Source organism: Pseudomonas sp. BJP69 (genome assembly GCF_007633355.1).
GTDB classification, from domain to species: Bacteria; Pseudomonadota; Gammaproteobacteria; order Pseudomonadales; family Pseudomonadaceae; genus Aquipseudomonas; species Aquipseudomonas juntendi.
Window position 1 is genome coordinate 2,453,355 of record NZ_CP041933.1, and the last position, 26,552, is coordinate 2,479,906.

The 26,552-nt window shown below is 63.0% G+C and carries 23 protein-coding genes; 18 read left to right on the forward strand and 5 right to left on the reverse strand.

Annotated elements, in window-relative coordinates; all coding sequences use genetic code 11:
• Positions 1–162: 162 nt before the first annotated feature.
• The 5 genes from FPB55_RS26250 to FPB55_RS11280 all read left to right on the forward strand — a co-directional run bounded on the left by FPB55_RS26250 (position 163) and on the right by FPB55_RS11280 (position 4,690).
• Positions 163–339 carry a hypothetical protein gene (locus tag FPB55_RS26250; RefSeq protein ID WP_009682731.1) on the forward strand — a complete coding sequence of 59 codons (177 nt, stop codon included), beginning with the start codon at positions 163–165 and terminating at the stop codon, positions 337–339.
• A gap of 253 nt (positions 340–592) precedes the next feature.
• Positions 593–1,150, forward strand: a complete 558-nt coding sequence (locus tag FPB55_RS11265; RefSeq protein WP_029885424.1) for a polysaccharide biosynthesis/export family protein — start codon at positions 593–595, stop codon at positions 1,148–1,150.
• A 24-nt stretch (positions 1,151–1,174) separates the two neighbouring features.
• On the forward strand, positions 1,175–2,290 hold the full coding sequence (locus FPB55_RS11270; RefSeq protein WP_115294070.1) for a hypothetical protein: 1,116 nt from the start codon (positions 1,175–1,177) through the stop codon (positions 2,288–2,290).
• 19 nt (positions 2,291–2,309) lie between these two features.
• Positions 2,310–3,872 carry a Wzz/FepE/Etk N-terminal domain-containing protein gene (locus tag FPB55_RS11275; protein WP_029885426.1) on the forward strand — a complete coding sequence of 521 codons (1,563 nt, stop codon included), beginning with the start codon at positions 2,310–2,312 and terminating at the stop codon, positions 3,870–3,872.
• 11 nt (positions 3,873–3,883) lie between these two features.
• Positions 3,884–4,690, forward strand: coding sequence for a CpsD/CapB family tyrosine-protein kinase (locus FPB55_RS11280; protein ID WP_009682735.1), 807 nt, complete (start codon positions 3,884–3,886; stop codon positions 4,688–4,690).
• 239 nt (positions 4,691–4,929) lie between these two features.
• Here the strand turns inward: FPB55_RS11280 and galE are convergent, their stop codons facing one another.
• The 3 genes from galE to FPB55_RS11300 form a co-directional block, all read right to left on the reverse strand.
• Entirely contained in the window at positions 4,930–5,907 is a 978-nt protein-coding gene (galE, locus tag FPB55_RS11290) for a UDP-glucose 4-epimerase GalE (protein WP_009682736.1), read from the reverse strand.
• 63 nt (positions 5,908–5,970) lie between these two features.
• Positions 5,971–8,571, reverse strand: a complete 2,601-nt coding sequence (locus tag FPB55_RS11295) for a cellulase family glycosylhydrolase (protein ID WP_047149880.1) — start codon at positions 8,569–8,571, stop codon at positions 5,971–5,973.
• Positions 8,572–8,576: 5 nt separating this feature from the next.
• Positions 8,577–10,103 carry an O-antigen ligase family protein gene (locus FPB55_RS11300; RefSeq protein ID WP_054881814.1) on the reverse strand — a complete coding sequence of 509 codons (1,527 nt, stop codon included), beginning with the start codon at positions 10,101–10,103 and terminating at the stop codon, positions 8,577–8,579.
• A gap of 201 nt (positions 10,104–10,304) precedes the next feature.
• Here FPB55_RS11300 and FPB55_RS11305 point away from each other — a divergent pair, with 201 nt between their 5' ends.
• From FPB55_RS11305 to FPB55_RS11360, 12 genes are all read left to right on the forward strand, one after another.
• Positions 10,305–11,681, forward strand: coding sequence for an oligosaccharide flippase family protein (locus FPB55_RS11305; RefSeq protein WP_009682740.1), 1,377 nt, complete (start codon positions 10,305–10,307; stop codon positions 11,679–11,681).
• Positions 11,682–11,726: 45 nt separating this feature from the next.
• Entirely contained in the window at positions 11,727–11,921 is a 195-nt protein-coding gene (locus FPB55_RS11310) for a hypothetical protein (RefSeq protein ID WP_029885430.1), read from the forward strand.
• The gene (locus tag FPB55_RS11315; RefSeq protein ID WP_009682742.1) at positions 11,918–13,384 is read left to right on the forward strand and encodes a GMC family oxidoreductase; all 1,467 of its coding nucleotides are present in this window, start codon (positions 11,918–11,920) and stop codon (positions 13,382–13,384) included. Before FPB55_RS11310 ends, FPB55_RS11315 begins: the two co-directional genes overlap by 4 nt.
• A 103-nt stretch (positions 13,385–13,487) precedes the next feature.
• Positions 13,488–14,105 (forward strand): acyltransferase, encoded by a 618-nt coding sequence (locus tag FPB55_RS11320; RefSeq protein ID WP_009682743.1) that lies wholly within the window; start codon positions 13,488–13,490, stop codon positions 14,103–14,105.
• Positions 14,098–15,054, forward strand: a complete 957-nt coding sequence (locus FPB55_RS11325) for a glycosyltransferase family 2 protein (RefSeq protein WP_054905466.1) — start codon at positions 14,098–14,100, stop codon at positions 15,052–15,054. The genes FPB55_RS11320 and FPB55_RS11325 overlap by 8 nt, the downstream gene beginning before the upstream one ends.
• Before the next feature lie 8 nt (positions 15,055–15,062).
• Positions 15,063–15,587 (forward strand): serine acetyltransferase, encoded by a 525-nt coding sequence (locus FPB55_RS11330; protein WP_144188168.1) that lies wholly within the window; start codon positions 15,063–15,065, stop codon positions 15,585–15,587.
• Between the two features lie 5 nt (positions 15,588–15,592).
• Positions 15,593–16,570: a glycosyltransferase gene (locus tag FPB55_RS11335; protein ID WP_144188170.1), complete on the forward strand. Its 978-nt coding sequence runs from the start codon at positions 15,593–15,595 to the stop codon at positions 16,568–16,570.
• Positions 16,571–16,579: 9 nt separating this feature from the next.
• Positions 16,580–17,584 carry a VirK/YbjX family protein gene (locus FPB55_RS11340; protein WP_144188172.1) on the forward strand — a complete coding sequence of 335 codons (1,005 nt, stop codon included), beginning with the start codon at positions 16,580–16,582 and terminating at the stop codon, positions 17,582–17,584.
• A gap of 49 nt (positions 17,585–17,633) precedes the next feature.
• Positions 17,634–18,836 (forward strand): glycosyltransferase family 4 protein, encoded by a 1,203-nt coding sequence (locus FPB55_RS11345; protein ID WP_054905463.1) that lies wholly within the window; start codon positions 17,634–17,636, stop codon positions 18,834–18,836.
• Positions 18,833–20,020: a glycosyltransferase family 2 protein gene (locus FPB55_RS11350; protein ID WP_144188174.1), complete on the forward strand. Its 1,188-nt coding sequence runs from the start codon at positions 18,833–18,835 to the stop codon at positions 20,018–20,020. The genes FPB55_RS11345 and FPB55_RS11350 overlap by 4 nt, the downstream gene beginning before the upstream one ends.
• Positions 20,020–20,778: a WecB/TagA/CpsF family glycosyltransferase gene (locus FPB55_RS11355; RefSeq protein ID WP_144188176.1), complete on the forward strand. Its 759-nt coding sequence runs from the start codon at positions 20,020–20,022 to the stop codon at positions 20,776–20,778. Before FPB55_RS11350 ends, FPB55_RS11355 begins: the two co-directional genes overlap by 1 nt.
• 177 nt (positions 20,779–20,955) lie before the next feature.
• The gene (locus tag FPB55_RS11360) at positions 20,956–22,377 is read left to right on the forward strand and encodes an undecaprenyl-phosphate glucose phosphotransferase (RefSeq protein ID WP_009682751.1); all 1,422 of its coding nucleotides are present in this window, start codon (positions 20,956–20,958) and stop codon (positions 22,375–22,377) included.
• Between the two features lie 28 nt (positions 22,378–22,405).
• On the opposite strand, the gene FPB55_RS11365 is transcribed toward FPB55_RS11360, so the two are convergent.
• Positions 22,406–23,347 carry a LysR substrate-binding domain-containing protein gene (locus FPB55_RS11365; RefSeq protein WP_009682752.1) on the reverse strand — a complete coding sequence of 314 codons (942 nt, stop codon included), beginning with the start codon at positions 23,345–23,347 and terminating at the stop codon, positions 22,406–22,408.
• A 146-nt stretch (positions 23,348–23,493) separates the two neighbouring features.
• Between FPB55_RS11365 and FPB55_RS11370 the strand changes: the two genes are divergently transcribed.
• Positions 23,494–24,870 carry an L-serine ammonia-lyase gene (locus FPB55_RS11370; RefSeq protein WP_144188178.1) on the forward strand — a complete coding sequence of 459 codons (1,377 nt, stop codon included), beginning with the start codon at positions 23,494–23,496 and terminating at the stop codon, positions 24,868–24,870.
• A gap of 381 nt (positions 24,871–25,251) precedes the next feature.
• Here FPB55_RS11370 and FPB55_RS11375 read toward each other — a convergent pair whose 3' ends face one another.
• Positions 25,252–26,547 carry an FAD-binding oxidoreductase gene (locus FPB55_RS11375; protein ID WP_144188180.1) on the reverse strand — a complete coding sequence of 432 codons (1,296 nt, stop codon included), beginning with the start codon at positions 26,545–26,547 and terminating at the stop codon, positions 25,252–25,254.
• Between the last annotated feature and the right edge of the window lie 5 nt (positions 26,548–26,552).

Sequence of the window (26,552 nt, forward strand, 5' to 3'; positions counted from 1 at the left end):
TGTCGTTTTTTTGACGAATCTGCCTGCCGCCCATTGAATTTTATTATGGTGTCGGATCATTGACGTAGTGTCACTGTGCCCATAAGCTCAATTCAACAGCGACACAAACCCCGCACTACCTCGCCAATAACTCATTGATTTTCCTGTTTAAAGGAAGGGCGTATGCGCACGACTCTGATAATCAAATCGATGTTCTTGCTGGTGCTCTTGAGTGGCGCTGCGCGCGCAGCCGATTCCTATATCAGCCAGAACAGTATCATTCCTGTTTCAACGGCTGGCTGGTTCTTTGCGTTCGCTGTTGTCGGTTTTGTGGCGGTGGCCAACCGCCGGAAAATCTGAACACCCTTTGCCGCAAGTCGCGGGGTGGGGTTTTGCCGCTGGCTTGTTAATTCACCAACCGTTGCTATATTCCCTGTAGCCCATGAAGGTCCATGGTTTCAGGCACCGCAGCCCAGGCTGCACAGCGTCAAGTTAAGGGCCTCCAGGAAGGTCGAGGCCGTCGCGGCAGTGGTGGGTCGCGAAGCGGAGCGAGAGTTGGTGCGTTGTTCTCATACAGTGCTCTTTGTCGGGCCATTTGGCCGGAGGGACCCTCATGATGCGTTCATTGTTTGCCGCGTTCTGCTTGTTGACGGTGTGGTCGAGTGCCAGTTGCGCCGATACCGGCAGCTCTGCGTATTTGCTCAGCCCTGGCGATGTGGTGATGGTATCGGTCTGGCAGGAAGACAGCTTGCGCCAGGAAGCGACCGTACTACCCGATGGCAGTATCACTTTCCCACTGGCCGGGCGCATCAATGTTGCCGGGCTCGATGTAACCGCAGTCGAAAAGCAAGTGGCTGCCAAACTTGAAAAATACCTTCCCGACCCGAATGTCAGCGTTGTCGTCAAGAGCATCGCCGGCAACCTGGTCTATGTCCAGGGCAAAGTGATCAAGCCGGGGCCAGTGCAAATGGCCGGGCCGACCGCCGTGTTGCAGGCGCTGAGCATGTCGGGTGGCTTGGACAAGTTTGCCGACGAAAGCGAGATCAAGGTAGTTCGTGGCGCAGGCGCTTCCCAAAAGATCTTGCCCGTGCGATATAAGGACCTGGTGTCTGGGCGCGATATGTCCACCAACATCCAACTTCAGGCTGGCGACACGCTGGTCGTTCCTTGATCTTGCCTTCAATAAGAACATTTAATGCCACTTTTCAGAACAACTAGCATTGCAACGGCAATCTTGGTCTTGCCGTTTACGGAATCGGCCCTGGCGGCAAATTGGCAGTCTACGGTGGTGGTGCCGACATCCGTCGAGTACGACAGCAACCCATTGTTGCTGACGTCGGGCGAGAAGGGAATCACGCGTACGATCATCGCGCCCGATTACACCCTGATCGGCACCTTCGACCGTGACGAACTGAGACTGGGGCTGGGCATGAATGTGTTGCGCTCGTCCGACACCAACGTAGTCGATAACCGCGAGGACCCCGACATCAGCCTGGGCTGGCAGCGCACCACCGAGCGCGGGCGTTTTGGCCTGGTGGCACGCTACAACGAAAGCTCGACGTTGTCGGGCACTGTGCTGGATACCGGGGTGATCACCACCGATGGCACGCAGAAGCTCTACACCCTGACCGGCAACTGGAGCCAGGCGGTTACCGAGCGCAGTACCTTGAGCAACGAAACCACCTACAGCCGCGCCCGGTATGACGTCAGCACGCTGACGGGTTACAACGAACTGGCCAACGTGTTTACCTGGACCTATGCCTGGAGCGAGCGCGCCGATGTGTATACCCGCTTCGGCGCGCGGCGCTACGAGCCCGAGCAGGACCTGACCGCCACCGCTTCCAACAGTTACACCCCGGCTGTGGGCATCAAGTACCAACTGGCCGATGGCCTGAGTGCCGATGCCCACATTGGTGTCAACCAGGTGTCGGGCGATGAAGGCGGCCGACGCGGGGAGGGTGGGGTGGCGTTGCTCTATACCGGTGTGCGGGCCGATGCCAGCTTCACCGCCGAACGCAGCACGGTGGCCAGTGCCGAAGGCGGCTTCGCCGAGCTCGACCAGGTACGCGGGGTGTGGAGCTATGCCGTTACCGAGCTGACGCGGGTGGGCGCAGACGCTGCCTGGCAAGACAGCAAAGGGCAGTCACCGAACACACTGCAAACGTACAGCGTATGGGCCAGCCGAGAGTTCTCGCCGTATTGGGACCTGCGCCTGTCGCTGATGTACAAGGAACGCCAGCAGGACCACGTACCGGATGCAACCGCAACCATCGTGGGTTTGACGTTGACGTACAGGTACCCCGACATCTGAACTTCAGGCAGGTGGCCCCATGAAGTCTGACTACGAGCTATCCCTTAGAGATTACATCGCCATAATCAAGGACCGAGCCCTGGTGCTAGGGGTGAGTGCCGTAGTCATTCTGGCCGCGACCGTGGCGGTGGCTTTGATGGTGCCGCCGATCTACCAGTCGACCGGCACTATCCTGGTGGAGTCACAGCAGATTTCGCCCGAGCTGGTATCAACCAACACCACCAGTTTTGCCGATGAACGCATCGAGGTGATCCGCCAGCGTGTCATGACCCGCGAGAACCTGCTGCGCATCATCGACAAGTACGACCTGTTCGCCGACAAGCGTCTTGGCGAAAGCGACAAAATCGACCAGATGCGCAACGCCATCGTGGTCGAGACCCTTACCACGTTCGTGCGCGGCAGGGGCGAGGCGACCGTGGCCTTCAATGTGTCGTTCGAGCACAAGCAGCCGCAAGTGGCCAAGCAGGTCGCCGATGAGCTGGTATCGCTGTTCCTCAACGAAAACCTCAAGCAGCGTACCGAGCGGGCCAACGAAACCACCGAGTTTCTTACCCAGGAAGCCAACAAGCTGGGCGCTGAGCTGGCCAGCCTGGAAAACCAGCTGGCCGATTTCAAGCAGGCACATGCCAATGCACTGCCCGAGCACCAGACGCTGCGCATGAACATGCTGTCGCGTTCGGAGCTGGAATTCCGTGAGGTCGACCGGGACTACAAGGCGGCGCAGGAAGAGTTGCGTTACCTGGAGCTCGAACTGTCGGCGGCAAATGCCGGCCTGGCGACCAAGGCTGCCGATGGCGCGCGCCCTGCCGCTGCCGACCAGGCCCAGGACCTGCCAAGCCTGAAAGCAGAGTACGCCCGGCTGTTGACCCGTTACAAGGAAGCCCACCCCGATGTGGTGGCGGTCAAACGCAAGATTCAGGCGCTGGAGGCCAGTGGTGGTCGCACCAGCACTGCGTCTTCGGTCAGCCTGGATGTTGCCCGGGTACGCGCCAAAATGAGCGCCACCCAGGAACGCATCGCTTCGCTGGCCGAGCAAAAGCGCGAGCTGACCCGAAAAATGGAAGGCTATGAAGCCGAGATCCTGGAGGCGCCGCAGGTCGAGCGTGGCTTGGTCACCCTGATGCGTGACCACGACAACGCACGCAAGAAATACGAAGAAATCCGCGCCAAGGAAATGAGTGCGAAAATCACCGAAAGCCTGGAGCAGGAAAACAAAGCCGAGCGCTTTGTGCTGCTGGAGCCGCCCCTGTTGCCCGAGAAGCCGATCAAGCCTAACCGCAAGAAGATCGCCGCGCTGGGGCTGGTTCTGGCGCCGGCCGGTGGCGGCGCGCTGGTCATGTTGCTGGAAATGCTCAACCAGCGGGTGCGGGGCGTTGGTGCTCTGGAGAACCTGCTGGGCAAACGGGTGTTGGTGGCACTGCCGTATATCGAGACGCGGGCCGATGTGGCCAGGCGCAAACGCTGGCGTAACCGCTTGATCGTGGCGGCCTTGGCGCTGGCGGCTATCATGATAGTGCTGGTGCACGTGTACTACATGCCACTGGATGTGCTGCTGTACAAAGTCATGTCGCGGTTCGTATAGGGAATGCAGTGATGGACAGGACCAAGCCGGCTGTTGGCAACACTATTCATCAGGTCACACCGGGTACCCCTCAGCCGCTGTCGCCGGCCCCTGGCACGGCGCTGGCGGAGGTGCCGGGGCAGTTCGATTACGTCAACACCAAGGTGGTGCCACTGCATCCAGACCACCTGGAGCGCAACCGCATTGTGGCGTTCAACAAGAACTCGAACATGAACGGGCCGATCGACCTGCTGCGCACCCAGGTGCTGCGGCTGATGGACGAGAACGGCTGGCGCACCCTGGCCATCACCTCGCCCACGCCGGAGGCAGGCAAAACCGTGTTGGCGGTCAACCTGGCCATGAGTATTGCCCACCACACCACCAAGACCGCCTTGCTGGTGGACTTCGACCTGCGCCGGCCCAAGGTGGGAAGCACATTGGGGCTGCCGATGGAGCATGCACTGAATGAGTTCCTGAACGACAAGTCGCCACTGCAGGACTGCCTGGTCAACCCGACCTTGCCGCGCTTCGTGGTGCTGCCGACCCGGGTGCCGGTGCCGTTGTCGACCGAGGTGTTGTCGTCGCCCAAGGTGAGTAACCTGATTGGCGAGTTGCGCAACCGCTACGAGTCGCGCATCTGCATTTTCGACCTGCCGCCGTTGCTGAGCTCCGACGACGCGATCACCGTCATACCCAAGTTCGATTGTGTATTGCTGGTGGTGGCCAATGGCATGAACAACAAGAAAGAAATCGAGGACTGCCTGCACCATCTGGCAGGGGTCAACCTGATTGGTACGGTGTTGAACAAGGCTGACGAACAGCCGCGTACCTATTACTGAGGCGCCGCTAAGTTACCGCGGGTGAACCCGCGCCCACAAATTACTGTGGGAGCGGGCTTGCCCGCGAACACCGGCGCAGCCGGTGCCAGACACCGCGTCGCCTGCTTCGCGGGCAAGCCCGCTCCCACAATGAATAGCGCAGGCTTTTCAAATTTTCAGAAAGACAGTTGCTCCTCAACGGGCGGTGTCGCTGTGGCTAGCGACGACTGTGGAGCAAATGCGGCCCGTGCTGTTCACGGCTATCGCCCCTGGCGTATGGCCCAGGGGTACTGCAACTCCCACTGCCACGCATGGCGGACGATCTGCTCCAGCGCGGCGAACTCCGGCCGCCAGCCCAGCACTTGCAGCGCTCTGCTGGCATCGGCCACCAACCGCGGCGGGTCGCCGGCGCGGCGGGGGGCGTCCAGTGTGTCGATCTGCCGCCCGGTTACCCCACGCGCGGTATCAATCACCTGCTGCACCGAAAAGCCCAGGCCATTGCCCAGGTTGAACGCAGTACGCTCCCCACCCGCCAGCAGGTAGTCCACCGCCAACGCATGCGCCGTGGCCAGGTCCGACACATGCACATAATCGCGAATACAGGTGCCGTCCGGGGTGTCGTAGTCGCGGCCAAATACCGTGACGGCTTCGCGCCGCCCCGATGCCGCCTGCAGGATCAAAGGGATCAGGTGGGTTTCCGGCTCATGCCGCTCACCCAACAGGCCCTCCGGGTCGGCCCCGGCAGCGTTGAAGTAACGCAGGCAAACCGACTTCAAACCATAGGCACGGTCGAAGTCCTCGAGAATCTGCTCGACCATCCATTTGCTCAAGCCATAGGGGTTGATTGGCTGTTTGCCATGCGCTTCGTCAATAGGCACATACAGCGGGTTGCCATACACCGCAGCGCTCGACGAAAACACCAGGTACTTGATGCCGGCGTTGACCATGGCCTGCAGCAGCGCAAGGGTGGCAGCCACATTGTTCTGGTAATACTTGCCGGGTGCGCTGACCGATTCACCCACTTGAATGAACGAGGCAAAGTGAAACACCGCGTCGAAATGCACAACACCGAACAACACATCCAGTGCGGCTTCGTCGGCAATGTCGAGCTTGGCCCATTGAACCCCGGGGCCAGGTGAAACCAGGTCCGCCACCACCACCTCATGGCCGGCGCCCTGCAGGTGCTTGACCATGTGTGAGCCAATGTAGCCGGCGCCACCGACAACCAGGCATTTCATGCGCACCCCCTGTGACCTGCTGTTTTAGCGACGCAGTGAATCGAGCGTAGATGGCCATGTGCCCTATTTCAAGAACAGCCAGTTGGACATGTAGCTGCCGTCGAAGGACAGGGTGTAGTGCCCGTTGTCGTAGGCCACAGGCAGCGCCTTCAACTGCGCCTGCGCATCGCGGGCGTACAGCTTCAGGCCGGCAGGCGCCTGGATGGTCAGGCGGCCTTCCAGCGGCTCGACATTGAACGGTGTCTTGTCATCGGGCTTGGGCATGGCCCGGGTGCCCAGCGACACCAGCAGGTCCCGCGACTGCCCCAGCGGTTTGTCGTCCAGGCTCTGCACCACGACACTGGCATAGGGCGTAGTCGCCTGCACCTGCACAGCGCCCAGGCTGATCGACCGCCCCCCCAGCCAGCCGGTGGCAGCCTGGGTGAGCGGCGTGTCGATGGTGTAAAGGCCTTGTTGCCAGTTACGCCTGAGCTCGCCCGTGTCGGTGGTCGATTCGCTGGCATCCGCCGGCAGCAGCGATTCATCGGGGTCTTGCAGCACGTGCGCGCCGCTTGGGATGGCAGCAGGTTTCAACCAGGGCAGTTGCGGCGTTTGCGGCAGGGCGATCTGCAAGCGGCCCTTTTCCATGGCAGTACGCAGCAGTGGTGAATTGCGCGGGGTGATTTCCTGGTTGTACAGGGTGGCTGCCGTCGGGGCGAACACATAGTCGGTAGTGGCCGGCTTCACATCGCCGCGGCGGTAGAGCAGGGCGGCAGCGGGCAGGGTGGCGAGCATGCCAGGGTCGTTGTAGGCGTGCCAGTTGTCTGCCGTGCGCCAACCCGGGTTGAACGCCTGTTGGCTGTAGGCATATTGCAGCAGGGCGTCCCAGCCTTGGTGGCTGGCGGTAGCGGCCATGTACAGTGGCAGCGAGTGACGGTCTGGCAGCGGGAACGGCTCGGCGTTCCACTCGGTGACGGTCAGTGGCTTGCCGACCACCTGGGCGGCGCCGATCCAGTCGATCATGCCGTCGCTGGTCAGCGGGTTTTTCTCCAGTTGACCCATGTCCCCGTAGCTATGGGCGTCGATCACATCGCCAACACTCAGTGCCGGCAGCGCACTCAGGCCGTTGCCGCCCCAGGTGCTGGTGGTGGCGATCGGCACTTTCACGCCCACGCTGCGCAGGTGGGCGATCATGTCGGTATTGAAGCGCTGCTCCAGGTCGTTGAGGAACAGCTTCGATGGCCCATGCTCCCAGGCGCGCCAAGTCAGGTCGGCGGGCAGGTCGTACTGTTTGGCGAAGGCCTTGGCGGCAGCCATGTAGCGTTCGCTGTGGCGCGGCACATCCTTGTTCGGCATCAGGGCATTGCCGTAGTGCTGAGTCAGGTCGTTCTCGTTGGTGATCAGCACGGCGGCAATCGCCGGGTCGTCTTTGTAGGCCAGCCCCGTGTAAGGGTTGACGTGGGACAGGTACTGTTCGGCGAAGCGCTTCATTGCCTGCTGGATACTGCGGTTGACGTAGGCGTAGCCCTTCAGGTCGATGCGCGCTTCGCCTTTGGCCAATTCGTCGAAGTCTTCGATATTGTCGTTGGCAGTGAGCGCCCGCTGCACATGCATGTCCAGCCAGATGTAGATACCCTCGTCCTTGAGTGCTTTGATCCACAGGTCCAGCTTGCGCAGCGATTCGGCGCTGAGCTGCTGGGTGTCGCGCACCAAGGTACCGTCGCCAAACACATTGGGGCTGACCCAGGGTGAATCGTGATGATGCAGGCGGACCAGGTTGAAACCCAGGGCCGACAAGCGTTTGGCCTGCTGGCGGATCTCCTCGTCGGGGCTTTTGAACAACGCATAGGCCGACAGGTTGGTGCCCCAGAACCGCACGGCGGTGTTGTCGGCAAACACCAGTTGCTCGCCGACCGCCTTGACGAAGCCACGCTTGCCAGCGGGTTTTTCTGCTGCATTGAGGAACGACAAGTCTACCGGCGCGCTGCGCCAGTCCAACTGGTCGTCTGGCCAGCTGGCCGGGTCGGCCAGGCCGAAGCGTTCGGTGGCGGTGGGTGCGAGTTCGATGTCCCCGGTCAGGTTGAGCACGGCCTTGAGCTGTTGCTTGCCGGCAGTGATCGGGTCCTGGTACAGAAACGCGCGCAGCTCAGACGGGTTGCCACGCTCGAAATACACTTTGGCCAAGGGGGGCTCGAAGCGCATTTCGATGCGCCGGCCCTGCTCGGCGTTGCCCCACCACCAGCCGCGGTTGCCTGGCAGCAATTGCGGGGCGCCCATGGCCCCGGTGACCTGCGCAGGGTCGAACTGGAACACCATGCCGCCCCCCATCACCCCGGCCTTGCGGCTGTGTGCATCGAGGTCGAAGGTCCAGCTCAGCGTTTGCGCCTGCTCCTTGCGGATATCCGCGGCCAGGTCGAAGTCCAGCTCCTTGTTCTTGCCCAGCAGGGTGTAGTGGTACGGCCCGTTGACCTTGAGGTCGGTGTAGAAGCCGGTCCAGCTCCAGTTGGCGGCCCAGAAATCGAACTTGGCTTTCATCACCGGGCCGCCACCACGGCTTACGGTGGGCAGGCCAGTGTGCTCGTCGACACTGACCTGCCAGGCAGACGCCCAGCCCGGCAATGGCAGCAAGGCCAGGCTGGCGAAGGCCGAAAGGCGGATGAAACCACGCAGGGCGAGCGCATTCATGAACATTACCTGGGTTGGAGGTCGGGTTCGGCCAGTGCCACCGCGGGGCTGGCATGCAGCCGCCGCACCATCTGGGTGTAGGCCACGCCCAGACCGGCGATCGACCAGTACACCACGGGGATGAAGGTGATGCTGCTGACGGTGAAGATGATCACCAGAATGCCGATCAGCGTTGCCAGCAACACGCGGCCGAGCTGTCGTCGTTCGTCGTCCTTGTCCGGGAAGCTGCGCATCGCCTTGCGGATACCGTGCAGCACCACGGCAAAGAACGCCACGAACAGGCCAAGCCCGACCAGCCCCACGCGCAGTGCCAGGTTGATGTAGGTGTTGACGATGTCGATGATGCCTTCACCCTGGATCATCGCCTGCATTTCCGGGGTGTTGCGGAAGTCGAACGAGCCGAACAGCGGATTGCGCTGGATGACGATCCACGAGTTGTCCATCAGCCGCTCGCGGTAGGTGATGTTTTCCTTTTCGATATTGCCGATGTAGGGCAGCAGGTCCAGCACCTTGTCACCGCCCGGCACCACCGTCAGCAACGGCAGCGTCAGCATGCCGGCCGCCCCCAGCAGCGCCAGGCGCCTGACCGCACCTTTGCCCAGCGCGATGAACACCACCACGATGACCACTGCGCCAATCCACGGCCCACGGGACAACGGCGCGAACAGGCCGGCCGCCAGCAGCAGGGCGCCCATGGCCCTGTGCAAGGGCCGCTGCACGTAACCCTGCACGAACAGGAACAGGCCAATCGCCACGCTCATCACATAGCCCAGTGCAATCGCCTGGCCGGTGGTGACACTGGCGCGCAGGGCGCCGCCACGGCTCAGGTAGCCGGACATGCTCCAAGGCACGCCCATGGCGTCGACCAAGGCGCTGTACAGCAACCAGTGGCGCACGTATTCGGCAACCGCGATCAGGGCCATGACGAAGGAGGTGAGCACGAACGCCAGCATCGCGTCCTTGAAGTCGCTGAGCTGGCGCAGGCCACGGCTCGCCACGTAGTACGGCAGGAATACGTCGACATACAGGTACAGGGCCTGGCGCAAGGTATCGGTCAGGGTGGTCTCGCGCAGGTACAGCACGCTCATCAGCACCAGCCCGGCGGCCAGCAGCCGGTCGGCCCAGGTGCGCCCAAAGCGCACGCTGTCGGGGTGCCGGCGTAGCTCCAGCGCAGCCGGCAGCAGCACGCACAGCGTCAGCAGGCGAATGTGGTTCAGGTCGACCAGGTAATTGACAACGCCGAACCCCGGCACTTGCACCGAGGCCGGCGGGATCAGGAACAACAGCATGTAGAACAGCGCCATGGGGTTGTGCTCGCGGCGCCGTGCCAGCAACAGGATGGCCGCACCCGCGCCCAGGTACAGCCAGAAGCTGTGCGAGACGAACGCCAGCACGGTCAGCAGGAACCACAAATTGCGCCGGCGCTTGTAATCGCTGAGCGGAATCAGGTCGGTGGCCGGCCGCCGCGCCAACAGGAAGACCACGCTCGCCAGAAACAGAATGACGATCAACGCACGAAAATGTTCAGGCATCGGCTATGTGCACCTTTCCTTCGGTGGGCAAACGGCGGCTGCCCTGTCGCGGAACTACACTGTCTTCGGGCGAGTGGCAACGCCGGCCGGGCTCCCAAGACGCCGCCAGGCAGTGAGGCGCTGAGTTCCGTGCCAGGGCACTAGCATCGTGGCTAATTGAAACTATAGTGACTTTTAGCCAATCAGTCAGAGAATGAATTCATGCCGTCGATTGATGTGTCAGCCTCCGCGAGCCTGCGCAAGCGGGCCATGCGGGCCGGGTCGTGGAACCTGGTCTCGCAGGTGGCTTCACAGGTCATGCGCCTTGGCGGCAACCTCATCATGGCGCGGCTGTTGCTGCCGGAAATGTTCGGCGTCATGGTCATCGCCACCACCGTTTCGGTCCTCCTGCATCTGCTGTCCGATGTTGGCCTGCGCCAGAACATCATCCAGAGCCACCGTGGCGACGACCCGGACTTTCTCAATACGGCGTGGACCGTGCAGATCATCCGCGGCTTCGTGCTGTTCGCCCTGACGCTGCTGCTGGCCCTGGCGGCCTGGGTGGCGCAGTACCAGCAGTTGTGGCCGGCAGACTCCACCTATGCCGCCCCTGTGCTGCCGATGGTGCTGGCGGTTACCGGCCTGTCGGCGCTGATATGGGGCTTCCAATCCACCAAGATCGATGTTGCGGTGCGTACCTTCCAGCAGAAGCGCGTGGTGCTGGTCGACCTGGCCTCGCAACTGGCCGGGCTGGTGGTGATGCTGGTACTGGGCGTGCTGACCCACTCGATCTGGGCCCTGGTCATCGCGGGCCTGGTCTCGGCGGTGGCCTGGACTGTGCTGGGCCACACCGCGCTGGAGGGCCCGCGCAACCACTTGCGCTGGGACCGTACGGCACTCACCGAATTGATCGTGTTCGGCCGCTGGATCCTGTTGTCGTCGATGGTTGGGGTACTGGCCATGTACGGTGACCGTATCTGGTTTGGCGCCAGCATGTCGGCGGCGCAATTGGGGGTGTACTCCATTGCCGTGCTCATCCTTGGCGCGGTTCAGACGGCGCTGATGAAGATCGTCGGCGCCGTGGCGCTGCCAGCGTTCAGCGAGGCGGCCAGGGCCGACGACAAAGCGCGGCTGAAGACCCTGTATTACCGCTTCCGTTTGCTGGTCGACCTGCTGGTGCTGTTCATTTGCGGGGGCTTCCTCACAGCCAGCCCACTGCTGATTGGCTGGATGTACGATGACCGCTACCAGGAAGCTGGCCAAATGCTGGCGATTCTTTCGCTGTCCTTCATCGTATTGCGCTATACCTTGGCTCATCAGGTATGGATTGCGTTGGGCCTCACCAAGTACCAGGCCATGGACAACATCATCCGCCTGGTTTCGCTGTGGGGGCTCCTGCCGCTGTTGCTGGCGCTGGGAGGTGTGCAATGGGCGATCTGGGGGGTGGCCCTGCACACGGTGCCGACGCTGGTACTGGTTGTTCATGTCAATCGCAAGCTGGGCATCTTCAGCCTCAAACGTGAGCTGGTGGTGCTACCGATGCTGCTGGTGGGGGCGCTGTGCGGGGCGTTGCTCACGGCCTTCTTCAACTGGCTGTAGGGCTGCGTGCTGGGTGTAACTTTCATGGGGACAGGTCACAGGATCATGGGGAAGCTCACTTTTTGTACTGCGCAGTTGGGTCGTAGAGGCTTTCTCCAGAGTTGCGTGCTGCTGGGCGTGGGCAGCGCGGCGTTCGGCGCCACGGCGGTGTTTGCTGGCAAACCGGTTGAAAAGCCAGGGTTCGTGGTGATCAACGGCTGGGTACTGCCGTCCGGCTATTTTCGGAACCAGCCAGCATGATCCAGGACTATGAGCAGCAGAAGACGCTGCGCGACAACTACGATTTCTGCATCATCGGGGCTGGCCCTGCGGGGATCACCCTTGGCCTGCGCCTGGCGGCAGCCGGCTGGAACGTGTTGCTGGCCGAAGGTGGGGGGCGTGAGTACGCCCCGCATTCGCAAGCCCTGTACGCTTGCCCCTCGACCGGCCTGGAGCTGTATGCCGAGGAAACCCGCCTGCGTTACCTGGGCGGCACGTCCAACCATTGGGCCGGCCGGTGTCGGCCCTTCACGGCTTCCGACTTCGCTGTGGCCCCACCGGGTGAGTTGCCGGGTTGGCCGATTGCCTATGCGGAGATCGAGCCCTACCTGCCGGTGGCCATGGATATCGTCGACCTGCCCGCCGGGGCAGATTTTCGGGCACTGAACACCGCGCTCGAGGGTGGCGACTTCGAAGCTGACCGTTTCCTGCTCAGCACCCCGACCCGCTTTGCCCAGAAATACGCCACGGCGCTGGAGCAGACCAAGGGCCTGGACCTGTTCATCAATTGCAACTGCGTGGACCTGGAATTCGACCAGGCATCCGGCCACCTGGCGGCGGTGGTGCTGTCGGACTACCAGCGCAATCGCCAGCGGTTGGTGGCCCGCAACTTCATCCTGGCCACGGGGGCCATCGAGAATGCCCGACAGTTGCTGAACAGCCAGTCCCTGGTGGCTGCGGGGGTGGTCAACAAGGAAGGCCTGGTTGGCGCGTGCTTCATGGAGCACCTGAACATCGAGATGGGCACCTTCATCCTCAAGTCCGGGCAAGACCCGGAGCCGCGCCAGTACTACACCACCGATGCCTTCCTCGCCGAATACCAGGCCGGCAAAGGCAACGTCACCACAGCCTTGTTGGCCGATGTGCAAACCTATGGCCGCACTGCCGAGGTCAAGCATTTTCTCGAGAACCTGGCCTGCGACATGGGGATTTCCAGCAAGATCGAGTTCGTGGCCAAGTTCAGCTGCCCCGGTGACGGCGTGATCAGTACCATGATCGAGCAGTTCCCCAACCTGCACAGCCGCATTTCGCTGCTCGACGAGCACGACGCGCTGGGGGTGCCGAAGGTCAGCGTGAACTGGGTGCTCAGTGCCGATGACCGCCACACCATCAAGTGCATCGGTACCGAGCTGGCCAAGCAGTTCGCTGACACGGGCCTGGGCTTCGTCAAACTCAACGAGTTTGTCTATGACACCTCGATACCGCTGAAAATGGCGCCCCATGCCCACCACATGGGCACCACGCGCATGGCCGCGTCAGCGCAAACGGGCGTCGTGGACGGCAACTGCCGGGTATTCGGCACGCAAAACCTGTATGTCGCCGGCAGCAGTATTTTTGCCAAGGGCGGCGCCTCCAACCCGACCATGCCGCTGTTGCAGTTCGCCGTGCGGCTGGCCGACCACCTTGACGCGAAGATGAGGACGGAAAGCGGCGCCGCCGCGTGAACAATGTTGTACACAGGTTGAGTGCGTAGTGGTCAGCATCTAGAAGAACGAGACCGCATCGCCTCAGGGCATTCGAGCCGTATTGATCGCGAGGCCAGGAAGGATGATGGGATGGATACGCAAGGCAGTGGCACATTACGCACATGCAACCGGGCGCGGAGGCACGTTCTACCGCCGGTTCTGCAGGCCGTCGGGGCTGGAGTGGGGCGCCTACCTCAAACGCTGGGGCAACTTTCACTCGGTAGGCGACAATTTCTTCGTCAATGCCGGCTGCAAGTTCCTCGACCCGTCACTGGTGCGTATCGGCAACAGCGTGGGGTTGTCCGACTGCACGTTGATCGGCCACGACGGGGTGGTCTTGCTGATCGAACACCGGTTTGGCAAACACCTTGATTCGGTCGGTTTCATCGACATCAAGGACAACTGCTTCATCGGCCACGGTGCGATCATCATGCCGCGGGTGACCATCGGCCCCGAGTCCATCGTCGCGGCAGGGGCGGTGGTCACCAAGGACGTGCCACCGGGCACCGTCTACGGCGGCAACCCGGCCGTGTTCATCTGCACCACCGAGGCGCTGGTCAAACGAGTCGAGGCACGCTGCGAAGCCTACCCGTGGATCGACCTGATCAAACAGCGCGACGGCGCCTACGACCCCACGGTTGAGCCGCAACTGATGGCGCAGAGGCGCCAGTACTTCTTCGGGGATGGCAATAATGGCTAGCAAACCGGTCGACGTGATGGTGGTCAATTTCAACACCGCCGGGTTGCTGCAGCCAATGTTCGATGCCTTGCGCCGCGCAGGCAGCGAACACCTGGCCAGTTACCTGGTGGTGGACAATGCCTCCGTCGACGACTCGCTGCAGCGTATGGCCGAGGTATGCCCAGAGGCAGTGTTGCTCAGCAACAAGCACAACGTAGGTTTTGGCCGTGCCAACAACCAGTTGCTGGCCCACCTGCAAGGCAAGTATGCATTGTTGCTGAACACCGATGCGTTCGTGGCTGCCGATTCCCTGCAAAAAACCCTCGACTACATGGATGCCCACCCGGACTGCGGTGTGCTGGGGGTACGCCTCGAAGGCCGTGAGGGTGACCTGCAACCCAGCTGCCGCTATTTTCCCACGCCGCTGAACGTCTTCGTCGGGCGTACCGGCCTGGGGCGCCTGTTCCCTGGGCTGAAAATGGTCGACGACATGGACTGGGACCACGCTTCGGTCCGCGAATGCGACTGGTTGCCCGGGTGCTTCTACCTGGTACGCCGCGAAGTGCTGGACCAGGTAGGCCTGTTCGATCCGCGCTACTTTCTTTATTACGAGGAAGTCGACCACTGCAAGCGGGTCAAGCAGGCCGGCTGGAAAGTGGTGTTCTACCCACATACCACGGTGGTCCACATAGGGGGTGAAAGCTCCAAGTCAGTCACCGAGCTGGAAGCTGCCAGCCGGCAGATTTCCGCCTACCAGATCGAGAGCGAGCTGCTGTATTTTCGCAAGCACCATGGCTTGGCCGGGCTGGCGTTGCATATGCTGCTGGTGACCGTGGGCGACCTGGTGCTGGCACTCAAAGCGCTGTTGAAACGACGCGGCCGGGGCGCGATACAGGCCTGCTGGCGTCATTGCCGGGCGACCTGGTCACTGCTGTTGCAGACCCGTTACGCCAGCCAACCGACAAGGTAGCTACCGTCATGTTCGAGAATATTCGCGCCGACCTGCGGGCCCATGGTGGCGACTGGGGCGCCCAGGGCTTCTGGGTATTGCTGGTGTACCGCTTCGGCCGCTGGCGCTACGGCGTGCGCCCGGCGCTGCTGCGCAAGCTGTGCTCACTGGTGTACAAGGTGTTGTTCAAGTTCGTGCAGATCATCACCGGGGTGGAACTGCCCTGCGAGGCGGTGATCGGCCGCAATTTCGTCATCGACCATTTCGGTGGCATCGTGGTCAGCGGCTACGCCCGGTTCGGCGACGACTGTCGCATCCGCAATGGCGTGGTAGTGGGCCTGAAAAATGTCGACGAGCCCATCGCCCCGGTGTTCGGCCACAACGTCGATATAGGTACGGGCGCCAAGATACTGGGCAGCATTCGCATCGGCAACAACGTGATCATTGGTGCCAATGCCGTGGTGCTGGTGGATGTGCCAGATAACTCCCTGGCTGTCGGCGTACCGGCAGTCATCAAGGCCCGGCACCTGGTCGCCCCGGCGGCGGTCGAGTGAGGCCCTTGGCGATGCAGACCGGCGTGGTGGTCATTGGCCGCAACGAGGGCCAGCGTTTGGAGCGCTGCCTGCGCTCGTTGGCCCATGGGGCTGACAAGGTCGTGTATGTCGACTCGGGCTCCAGCGACGGTTCGCAACAACTGGCCGCTGCCTTGGGCGTCGAGGTGCTGGCGCTGGACATGGGCACCCCGTTCACCGCGGCAAGGGCGCGTAACGAAGGTTTTGCCGTGTTGCAGCGGTTGCTGCCCGCCATGCACTGGGTGCAGTTCGTCGATGGCGACTGCGAAGTGGATGCCTGCTGGCTGGCCACCGCCCAGGCGTTTCTGGCCGCACACCCCGCGGTGGCGGTGGTGTGTGGCCGGCGCCGCGAACGCTTCGCGCAGCGCTCGGTGTACAACCTGTTGTGCGACCTGGAATGGGACACCCCGATCGGCGAGGCCAAGGCCTGCGGCGGTGACGCGTTGATGCGGGTAGACGCTTTCGTCGCCGTGAGCGGTTTTCGCCCTGACCTGATCGCCGGGGAAGAGCCGGAGCTGTGCGTGCGCTTGCGCGCCAAGGGCTGGAAAATCTGGCGCCTGGATGCCGAGATGACCTTGCACGACGCCGACATGACCCGGTTCAGCCAATGGTGGCGGCGCAGCCTGCGTGCCGGGCATGCCTACGCCGAGGGCGCCTATCTGCACGGGCAGCCTCCCGAGCGGCACTGGTTGCGCGAGTCGCGCCGGGCCTGGGTGTGGGGCCTGGGCATTCCCGTGTTGATCGTGCTGGCCTGCCTGCTGGTGGGCGGCTGGGGCTTGGGGTTGTTGTTGATCTACCCGTTGCAGGCCATGCGCCTGGCGCAGCGGGGCAACAGGTCGCCGCGCGAAAACTGGCTGCAGGCCGTGTTTCTGGTACTGGGCAAGTTCCCCGAAATGCTCGGCCAGCTGAAGTTTCTGCGCCACCGCCTGGCGGCTGGCAAAGCGGCTTTGATCGAGTACAAGTGAGAGAGGCCCATGATGCTCGGCACCCTCGTGAAAAGCGTGTTTACCCTGCAACCCGGTTACTCGTTGCGGGCATTGCACAACAAGTACAAGTTGAGCCTGCAGATGGCCAGGCATTGGCCGCAGCTGGACACCTTCATGCAGCGCCTGACCGCGGCGCTGGGCCAGCCGGGGTTGCAGCGGCTGGGCGTTGACTGCATCGGTGTCGTGCAATGGCCCTATATCAGCCAGCGCTGGGAGGCGCCGCAGCGCCTCGATGCAGTGGCCTCGCACTTCGAGCTGGTGGCCCGGCATTTTCCTGGGCTGTTGCTGTTGGGCCGGGACGACAGCCTTGCCCTGTGTGACCTGGGTAGCTATTCGCCGGGCTGCTGCCTGGTGCTCGACCGGCCGATCTGGTTCAAGCGCGAAGGCGAGCTGGTGCTCAACCTGTTCCAGGGTGACCTGCGTGTGGCATCCCTGGCGTTCACCCTGTGCCAGGGGCCGGCCGGCATCGGTTTGTACATCGGCGCAGTGCAGGGTATCCATAAAGGCATCGACAGCGACACCTCGCTGGCCATCTACCGCGACCTGACCAAAGACTTCGAGGGGTTGCGCCCGCGCAGCTTGCTGCTGGAGGCGTTGAAGTGCCTGGCCAGAACGTTGGGGGTTGCCCGGTTGTATGCCGTGAACGATGCCAGCCGGCATCACCGCCACGCTTATTTTGGCCGTGACAAGGGCCAGGAGCTGGCGGCCAACTACGACGCTATCTGGCAGGAGCATGGTGCCAGCGCTTCGGAGCATGCCGATTTCTACAGCCTGCCACTGGCGCCGGCGCAGCGTGCCGAGGCCGACATTCCGGCAAAGAAACGGGCGATGTATCGCCGTCGCCAGGCATTGCTCGACGATGTATTCACCCGCTTGCAAGCAGCTTTGCCAAGCAATGGTGCCAACCTTGGACTACAAGGAACACAGGGGGATGCATTTGCTGTGAGTGCATCGGCAGTAGGCAGGCCGCCGGTAGTCGACAGCCTGAAGTAAAGGTTGCCTGGGGCGGTTGGTCATCAAGCGGGTTTGGATCTGGGTTCATATGCGCATTGCTTATTTCATCAATCAGTACCCGAAGGTCAGCCACAGTTTTATCCGCCGCGAGATCCTGGCGCTGGAGCGCCAAGGGGTAGAGGTGCAGCGCCTGGCACTGCGTGGTTGGGACGCCGAGGTGCAGGATGCCGAGGACGTGGTCGAGCGGGGCAAGACCCGCTACGTGCTGCAAGGCGGGCTGAAACAGCTGTTGCGGCCCATGTGGCAGGTATTGCGCGCGCAGCCGCGGCGCTTTGGCCGGGCGCTGTGGCTGGCACTGCGGCTTGGCCGCCGGGCGGACCGCGCCTGGCCCTATCACCTGGTGTATCTGGCCGAAGCCTGCCAGGTGCTGCAGTGGCTGCAGGCAGGGCAGGCGCAGCACGTGCACGCGCACTTTGGCACCAACTCTACCGAAGTGGTCATGCTGGCCAACATGCTGGGCGGGCCGGCCTACAGTTTCACCGTGCACGGCCCCGAAGAGTTCGACAAGCCACAGTTCCTGCACCTGGGGGAAAAGGTCCGGCGCGCCGCTTTTGTCGCGGCGGTCAGCTCGTATGGGCGCAGCCAGCTGCTGCGCTGGGTGGCCCACGAGCACTGGGCCAAGGTCAAGGTGGTGCATTGTGGGCTGGAGCGCGCGTTCCATGCGGTGCCTGCGGTAGAGGCGCCCGCGGCGCCACGCCTGGTGTGCGTTGGGCGCCTGTGTGAGCAGAAGGGCCAGTTGTTGCTGCTGGAGGCCGCGCGCCGGCTGGCCGCCCAGTCGCAGGCTTTTGAGCTGGTGCTGGCCGGTGACGGTGAAATGCGCGAGCAGATCGAGGCCTTGATTGCCCGCCACGGCCTGCAGCAGCACGTACGCATTACTGGCTGGATCAGCAGTGCACAGGTGCGCGACGAGATCCTCGCTGCCCGCGCTCTGGTATTGCCCAGCTTTGCCGAGGGCCTGCCGGTGGTGATCATGGAGGCCATGGCCTTGCGCCGCCCGGTGCTGACCACGTTTGTTGCCGGGATCCCGGAGCTGGTCAGGCCCGGCGAGAATGGCTGGCTGTTCCCCGCAGGCGCGGTGGACGAGCTGGCAGCGGCCATGGCCGAGTGCCTGGCGCAACCTGCCGAGGTGTTGCAGCGCATGGGCCAGGCGGCCTACGAACGGGTACTGCAACGGCACGACATCGACACCGAGGCGGCCAGGCTGGCCGGCTACTTCAAGGCATTCGCATGATAAGTGTATTAGCGTGGTTGCTGGGCCTGCTGACGGTCATCGTCCTGGTGCCGGTGTTGGTGTTTTCGCTGCAGGTATTGCTGGCTTGCCTGCCCGCACGCAGGCCGCCACCCTGCACCACGGCGCGGCCAACGCTTGCGGTGCTGGTGCCGGCGCACAACGAGGCCTCGATCATCCAGGCCAGCCTGGCGAGCATCGTGCCGCAACTGCTCGACGGTGACCGCTTGCTGGTAGTGGCCGACAACTGTTCCGACACCACGGCGCAGCTGGCCCGCGAAGCGGGGGCCGAAGTGGTGGAGCGGTATGACGCCCAGTTGCGCGGCAAAGGCTATGCCCTGGACTTCGGCGTGCGCCATCTGGCGCGCCTGCCCCCTGAGGTGGTGATCGTGGTGGATGCCGATTGCCAGGTCGGCGAGGGCGCCATCGATATCCTGGCTCGGCGTTGCCGTGAAACGGCGCGCCCGGTGCAGGCGCTGTACCTGATGCGGGCACCCGCAGGTGCCGGGCTGAAAGTGCAGGTCGCCGAATTTGCCTGGCGCGTGAAGAACCTGGTTCGTCCGCGTGGCTGGGCGCGGTTGGGCTTGCCTTGCCAGTTGATGGGCGCCGGCATGGCCTTCGGCTGGCACGACCTGCGCCAGGTCAACCTCGCCAATGGCCATCTGGTCGAGGATGTGAAACTCGGGCTCGATCTTTGCCAACAAGGCAAGCCACCGCTGTTCTGCCCCGAAGCCTTGGTGACCAGCCAGTTCCCGCTCAGCCCGCAAGGCCTCAACAGCCAGCGTACGCGCTGGGAGCACGGCCACCTGGGGTTGATGCTGACCGATGGGCCGAAGCGGGCGCTGGCTGCCATCACCCAGCGCAATGGTGCCCTCGCGGCGATGACCCTGGACCTGGTGGTATCACCCTTGGCCTTGCTGGTGTTGGCGCTGCTGGGGTTCAACCTGCTGACCTGGCTGGTTTACCTGGTAACCGGGCTGGCGGCACCTGCAGGGTTCGCCCTGCTGGGGCTGGGGTTGCTCGGCGTGGCGGTGGTGGTGGCCTGGGCGCGCTTCTGTCGGGAGCTGATCCCGTTCTCGGTGTTGCTGTACGCACCGTTCTACGCAGCCAGGAAAATCCCCCTCTACCTGGGCTTTCTGATCAAGCGCCAGGTCGAATGGGTGCGCTCTAAACGGGATGACGACTGATGAGCCAGCGGCAATGGCAGCAACGCTGGGGGCGCCTGGTCGGGCAGCTGCACGTGGTCGCCGACGAAAACGCCGTGCAGCGCCTGCTCGAGCACCTGGCAACCCCGAGCAAAGCGACGGTGCTGGGGTTCGTCAATGCCCACGCAATGAACCTGGTGGTGCGCGACGGGGCTTATTGCCAGGCACTGTCGGCAGCCGATGTGTTGCTGCGCGATGGCTCCGGCATGGCGATCTTTTACCGCCGCCTGGGCCTGGAGCCTGGCCTGAACATGAACGGTACCGATTTCATTCCCAGGCTGCTGGCGGCCTACCGGGGGCGCAAGGTGGCCTTCTGGGGCACGCGGCAACCCTACCTGCGCCAGGCGGTGCAGCACTGCGCCGACACCTTCGGCGTGGCGCCGGTGTCGGTTCACGATGGCTTTGCCACTGTCGATACCTACTTGCAACTGGCGCGCGAGCATCAACCCGAACTGATCGTGCTGGGCATGGGCATGCCCAAGCAGGAAGCGGTCGCCGCACAGTTGGCCGGCATCAGCGGCCCCTGCCTGATCGTGTGTGGTGGGGCGATCCTGGACTTTCTCGGCGGCAAGGTCAGCCGCGCCCCCGGCTGGCTGCGGGCGGTTGGCGGCGAGTGGTTGTATCGGCTGTGCCGTGAGCCCAGGCGCCTGTTCATGCGCTACGTGGTGGGCAACCCGCTGTTTCTGCTGCGCACCTTGCTGTATCGGCGGGCGAGCGCTGCGGCCAGGCGCACGCTGTGAATCGGCCAAAAGCTGTGGCAGCACGTATTCCGGGCCCGCCTGCGGCAGCTGGCTGCTACAGTGATATCAATGGTTTGGACGCTGCGCGCTTCGCCGCGTGCGGCGCTGCATGGCTGTGATTCAAGACTGGTTGTTGGCTGTAAGGCACTTGCCACGCTCCAATTGATGAGGTCTGAAATGGTTTTCGAACCCAGAAGCAGTCGTTCCTTACTCCAGCGCCGAAGCAGTGTCAGCAACGCCATCCAGGCCGGCCTCGACGGCATTGCCGTGACGGGTATCGCCTGGTACCTGATCTATGACCAGTTCGGCTACATCACCTCCGATTACGTGATCATGCTGCTGTTGCTGATCGGCGCACTGGCGGTCATCTATGATCATTACGCAATCTACCGGACCAACGTCGGGCTTTCGATCAAGGCCTTTCGCCTGTTCAAGGCCTGGTCGGCCACGTTCTGCTTTCTGGTGGTCATGGCATTCCTGACCAAGCAGAGCGAAACCTACTCCCGGCTGCTGGTTGGCCAGCTGTTCGTCATCGGTTACTTCGCCCAGCTGTTCCTGCACTTCGCCGTGCGTGAGCTGCAGAAGCGTTTCACCGCACATGCACGCCTGGACAATGCCCTGATCATTGGCAATGGTGACCTGGCCAACTTCCTTTACCAGAAAATCAGCAGCAACCCGTGGTTTGGTGAGCGGGTGCTGGGGTGTGTACTGGTCGACAAGGTTGAACCACAAGCAGGCGAGGGCGCCGAGGGCAAACAGCGCCTGCCGGTGCTCGGGCATATTGCCGAGCTTGACGAACTGGTCGCCCGCCACGGCATCCGCACGGTCTACCTGGTGACCCCGCTGGGCGGCTCGGAAGTGATCAACGACGTGTACTTCAAGCTGCTCGACAAGTGCATCGCGGTGAACTGGGTACCGGATATCTTCTCGTTGCGCCTGATCAACCACAGCGTGCGGGAAATTGCCGGCATTCCGGTACTGACCTTGTCGGAAACCCCGCTCACAGGCATGAGCCTGTTCCTGAAAAACCTCGAGGACCGGGTGCTGGCCGCGCTGATCCTGCTGTGTGCGTCGCCGGTATTGCTGGCCGTTGCCCTGGCCATCAAGCTCGACAGCCGCGGCCCGGTGTTTTTCCGCCAGGAGCGTACCGGCTGGACGGGTGAGGCGTTTCGTATCTGGAAATTCAGAAGCATGCATGTGCACCAGCCCGAAGGCGGTGTGGTGCAGCAAGCCCAGAAGAACGACCCGCGGTTGACCCGGGTTGGGGCCTTCATCCGCCGTACCAGCCTCGATGAACTGCCGCAGCTGTTCAATGTGCTGACCGGCGAAATGTCGCTGGTCGGGCCACGGCCGCATGCCTTGCAGCACGACACCTTGTATTCCCAGGACATCGTGGATTACTTCGCTCGCCACAACATCAAGCCGGGCATGACCGGCCTGGCCCAGGTGCGCGGGTTCCGTGGCGAGACCAAGGACATCGAACAGATGATCCAGCGGGTGGACTCCGACATCGAGTACATCAACAACTGGTCGTTGTGGCTGGATTTCGTGATTCTGGTACGCACGTTGAATGCGTTCACAGGTAAACAGGCCTATTGATTGTCATGCCACAGGTGCAGAACAGGCCTCATGCTGTGTTCAACGGGTGCAGTTCGCGGAACCCTCGTGCTTCTTCCACCAGCCAGTCATGTACCGCCCGCGCGCCCGGCTGGGTCAACCCGCCGGGCGGGTAATGCACCACGTAGCGTTTGTGGTTGGCGATCGGTACGCCAAACGGCACGATCAGCGCGCCGCGCTCCAGTTCATCGTTGAGTAGCGTGCGCCGGGCAATGGCCACACCGATACCGGCAATCGCTGCTTCGATGGTCAGGTGGTTGCGGTTGAAGGTGTGCCCGCGGCGTACGTCCAACCCAGTGGCGCCGATCCCGTCCAGGTAGAACTCCCATTCGGCATATTCCGAACTGCCACGCCAGGCGGTGATGTCATGCAGCAGCGGGTAGTGCACCAGGTCGGCCGGCCCGTGCAGCGGGGGGCGCCCACGCAGCAGTGAGGGCGCGCATACGGGAAAGATCTGCTCGTCCAGCAGCGGCGTGGAGAGCATGCCCGGGTAGCTGCCATCGTTGAGGTCGATGGCCAGGTCGAAGTCGCCCGGGGTCAAGGCCTGGGCACTGTCTTCGGCCACCAGGCGCAGTTCGATGTCCGGGTAGCGCTGCTGGAAACGTGGCAAGCGCGGCGTCAGCCACTTGGCCAGGAACGAGGGGATGGAGCGCACCCGCAACGTGCCACGAATCTCGCCGGCATCCAGGCGTAGCAGCTCTGCCTCGATGCTGCCGTAGGCGTCGGTCACGGTCTGCGCCAGTCGCTGGCCTTCGGCGCTCAGTTCCACGCCCCGTGCCCGGCGCAGAAACAGCCGGTAACCCAGGCGCTCTTCCAGCTGGCGCATCTGTTGGCTGACCGCCCCGGGGGTGATGTGCAGTTCCTCTGCACAGCGGGTAAAGGACAGGTGCCTGGCCGCGCAGGCAAAAACGTGCAGCCAAACAAACATCTGGCCGTTGAGTTGGCGTCGCATCGTTTAGTACTGCTAAAGCCTTGCTTAGGAAGTTTCGTTGGTCATTTCAATCGCACAGCGTCAGTATCGCGCAAAATCGCAGCAGCGCCCAATTTCTCCAGATACCCGTGCACTGGCTACCTATCAGCGCATGGTCAGGCATTAGTATGGCTATCAGTGTTTTCGACCTTTTCAAAATCGGCATCGGCCCGTCCAGCTCCCACACCGTCGGCCCGATGCGCGCGGCTGCGACCTTTGCCCAGGCCCTGCGCGAGCAGGGCTTGCTGGGGCGGGTGACGCGCGTTGAAGTGCGCCTGTATGGCTCGCTGTCGGCGACCGGCGTTGGTCATGCCACCGACCGTGCCTGCCTGTTGGGCTTGATGGGGCAATGGCCAGACCGTATCGACCCGGCCACCATCGAATCGCGCATCGGTCAGGTGCTGCAGGAACACTGCCTGATGCTGGACGGCAGCCACCCCGTGGCGTTCGAGTATGGGCAAGACATGCTGCTGCTCGACGAAAATTTGCCGTACCACCCCAACGCCATGCGCGTAGAAGCCATGCACGGGCAGGATAGCCTGTTGTGCCAGACCTATTATTCGGTAGGCGGTGGGTTCATCGTCGAACAGGCCGAAGTCGATGCGCCGAAAACTGCAGAGAACGCCGCCGTGCTGCCCTACGAGTTCGGCAGTGGTGCCCAGTTGCTGAAGCTGTGCCAGGCCCACGGCTTGAGTGTGGCGCAACTGATGTTGGCCAACGAGTGCGCCTGGCGCCCGGAAGCCGAGGTGCGCGACGGCCTGCTGCGCATTTGGGCCGCGATGCGCGAGTGCGTGGACAACGGCCTGCGCAACGAGGGCATTCTGCCCGGCGGTTTGCACGTCAAACGCCGTGCGGCGCGGCTGCACCGTAGCTTGCAGGAACTGGGCAAGCCTAATGTGATCGGGTCGACGCTCGGCGCCATGGAGTGGGTCAACCTGTACGCCCTGGCGGTCAACGAAGAGAACGCCGCTGGCGGGCGCATGGTCACTGCACCTACCAACGGTGCAGCCGGTATCATCCCGGCGGTACTGCACTACTACATGAAGTTCAACCCTGGTGCCTGCGACGCGGATGTCGTGGACTTCCTGCTTGCCGCGGCTGCGGTTGGCATCCTGTGCAAAAAGAACGCCTCCATTTCCGGCGCCGAGGTCGGCTGCCAGGGGGAGGTCGGGTCTGCCTGCTCGATGGCGGCCGCCGGCCTGGCCCAGGTGCTGGGCGCGACACCGGCGCAACTGGAAAACGCTGCCGAAATTGCCCTGGAACACAACCTTGGGCTGACCTGCGACCCGGTCGGTGGCCTGGTGCAAGTGCCGTGCATCGAACGCAATGCCATCGCTGCCGTGAAAGCGATCAATGCGGTGCAAATGGCACTGCGGGGCGATGGCGAGCATTTCATTTCGCTCGACCGGGTAATCCGCACCTTGCGTGATACCGGGGCGGACATGCATGCCAATTACAAGGAAACCTCGCGCGGCGGCCTGGCGGTTGCATTCGTCGAATGTTGAGCTAATGCGGGGGGTAGGGGGCTGCTTTGCAGTTCATCGCCGTTCAAGCCCAGCTCCCGTAGGGATCGTATGAGGGCTGACGCGTGTTTGACACAAGATGTGCAGCGCCTGGGAGATCGAGCGCCGCCCGCGCGGCGCATCGCGAGCTGCGCTCGCTCCTACGTTTGTTTCGGGCCAATTATGCCTGTGGGATTTGCGCGCGAACGCCTTGGCGCATGCCTCAATGTCGCGCCGTACAAACAAGGCGGTCGCGCGCACCTGGCACAGGGGTTACTGGCCCGAAACAAGCGTAGGAGCGAGCGCAGCTCGCGATGCGCCGCGCGGGCGGCGCTCGATCTCCCAGGCGATGCATATCTTTTGCCAAATAACACCCACACATTGCTAGCCCAACACCTCACGTAACCGGTACCACAACATCCCCAGCGCCAGCAGTGGCGAGCGCAGTGCCTTGCCACCGGGGAAGGTCAGATGCGGCACTGCACTGAACACATCCAGGCCGTGGCTGTGGCCCAGGGCGATGCTTTCCGCCAGCAGCTTGGCTGTCCAGTGAGTCACGTTCAGCCCGTGCCCGGAATAGCCCTGGGCGTAATACACGTTGGGGTGTTGGCTCAAGCGCCCGACCTGGGGAAAGCGGTTGGCGGTGATGCCGATCATGCCACCCCACTGGTAGTCGATGCGCACATCGGCCAGCTGCGGGAATACCTTCAGCACCTTCGGCCGCATATAGCCGGCGATGTCCTTGGGGTCGCGGCCGGAATAGTGGCAGGCGCCGCCGAACAACAGGCGGCGATCCGCGGTGAGGCGGTAGTAATCCAGGCCGACTTTCTGGTCGCACAGTGCCATGTTCTGCGGGATCAAGCGGCTCGCCAGTGTTTCGGGCAGCGGTTCGGTGGCCACCACGTAACTGCCGGCTGGCAGCACCTTGCCACTCAGCCGCGGTTCCAGGTCGTCCAGGTGGGCGTTGCAGCCCAGCACCAGGCGGCCCGCGCGCACGCTGCCGTGGGCGGTATGCACGGTAACGCTGGGCCCATGCTCGATACGCAGCACCGGGCTTTGCTCGAAAATGCGCACGCCCAGGGTATGGGCGGCGCGGGCCTCGCCCTGAACCAGGTCGAGCGGGTGCAGGTGCCCTGAACCCATGTCCACCAGGCCGCCGGCGTACCGGTCGCTGGCGACGATCTCATGCAGCTGCCCGCTTGCGACCAGGCGTGTTTCGTGGCGGTAACCTAGCGCTGCCAGGTCTTGCAGTTCATCCTTGAAGGCGTCGAACTGCGCGGGCGTGTTGGCCAGTTCGCAAAAGCCCCAGCGCAGGTCACAGGCAATGCTGTAGCGGGCGATGCGCGCGGCGACCAGCGCCACCGAGTCGATGCCGGCCTGCTTGAGGTAGCGCACGCCATCCTGGCCGACATGCCGGGCAAAACCGCTGACATCATGGCCGATGCCGCGAATCAGCTGGCCGCCGTTGCGGCCACTGGCACCCCAGCCGATGCACCGCCCCTCCAGCAGCACCACCGACAAACCACGCTCGGCCAGCTCCAGCGCCGTATTGACCCCGGTCAGCCCACCCCCGACCACACACACATCAGCGCTCAGGTCAGCGTCGAGGCTGGGGTAGGGGGCCGCATCGCGCGCAGTGGCTGCATAGTACGAAGCGGTGTGTTGGGTATTGAATGACATAGAGA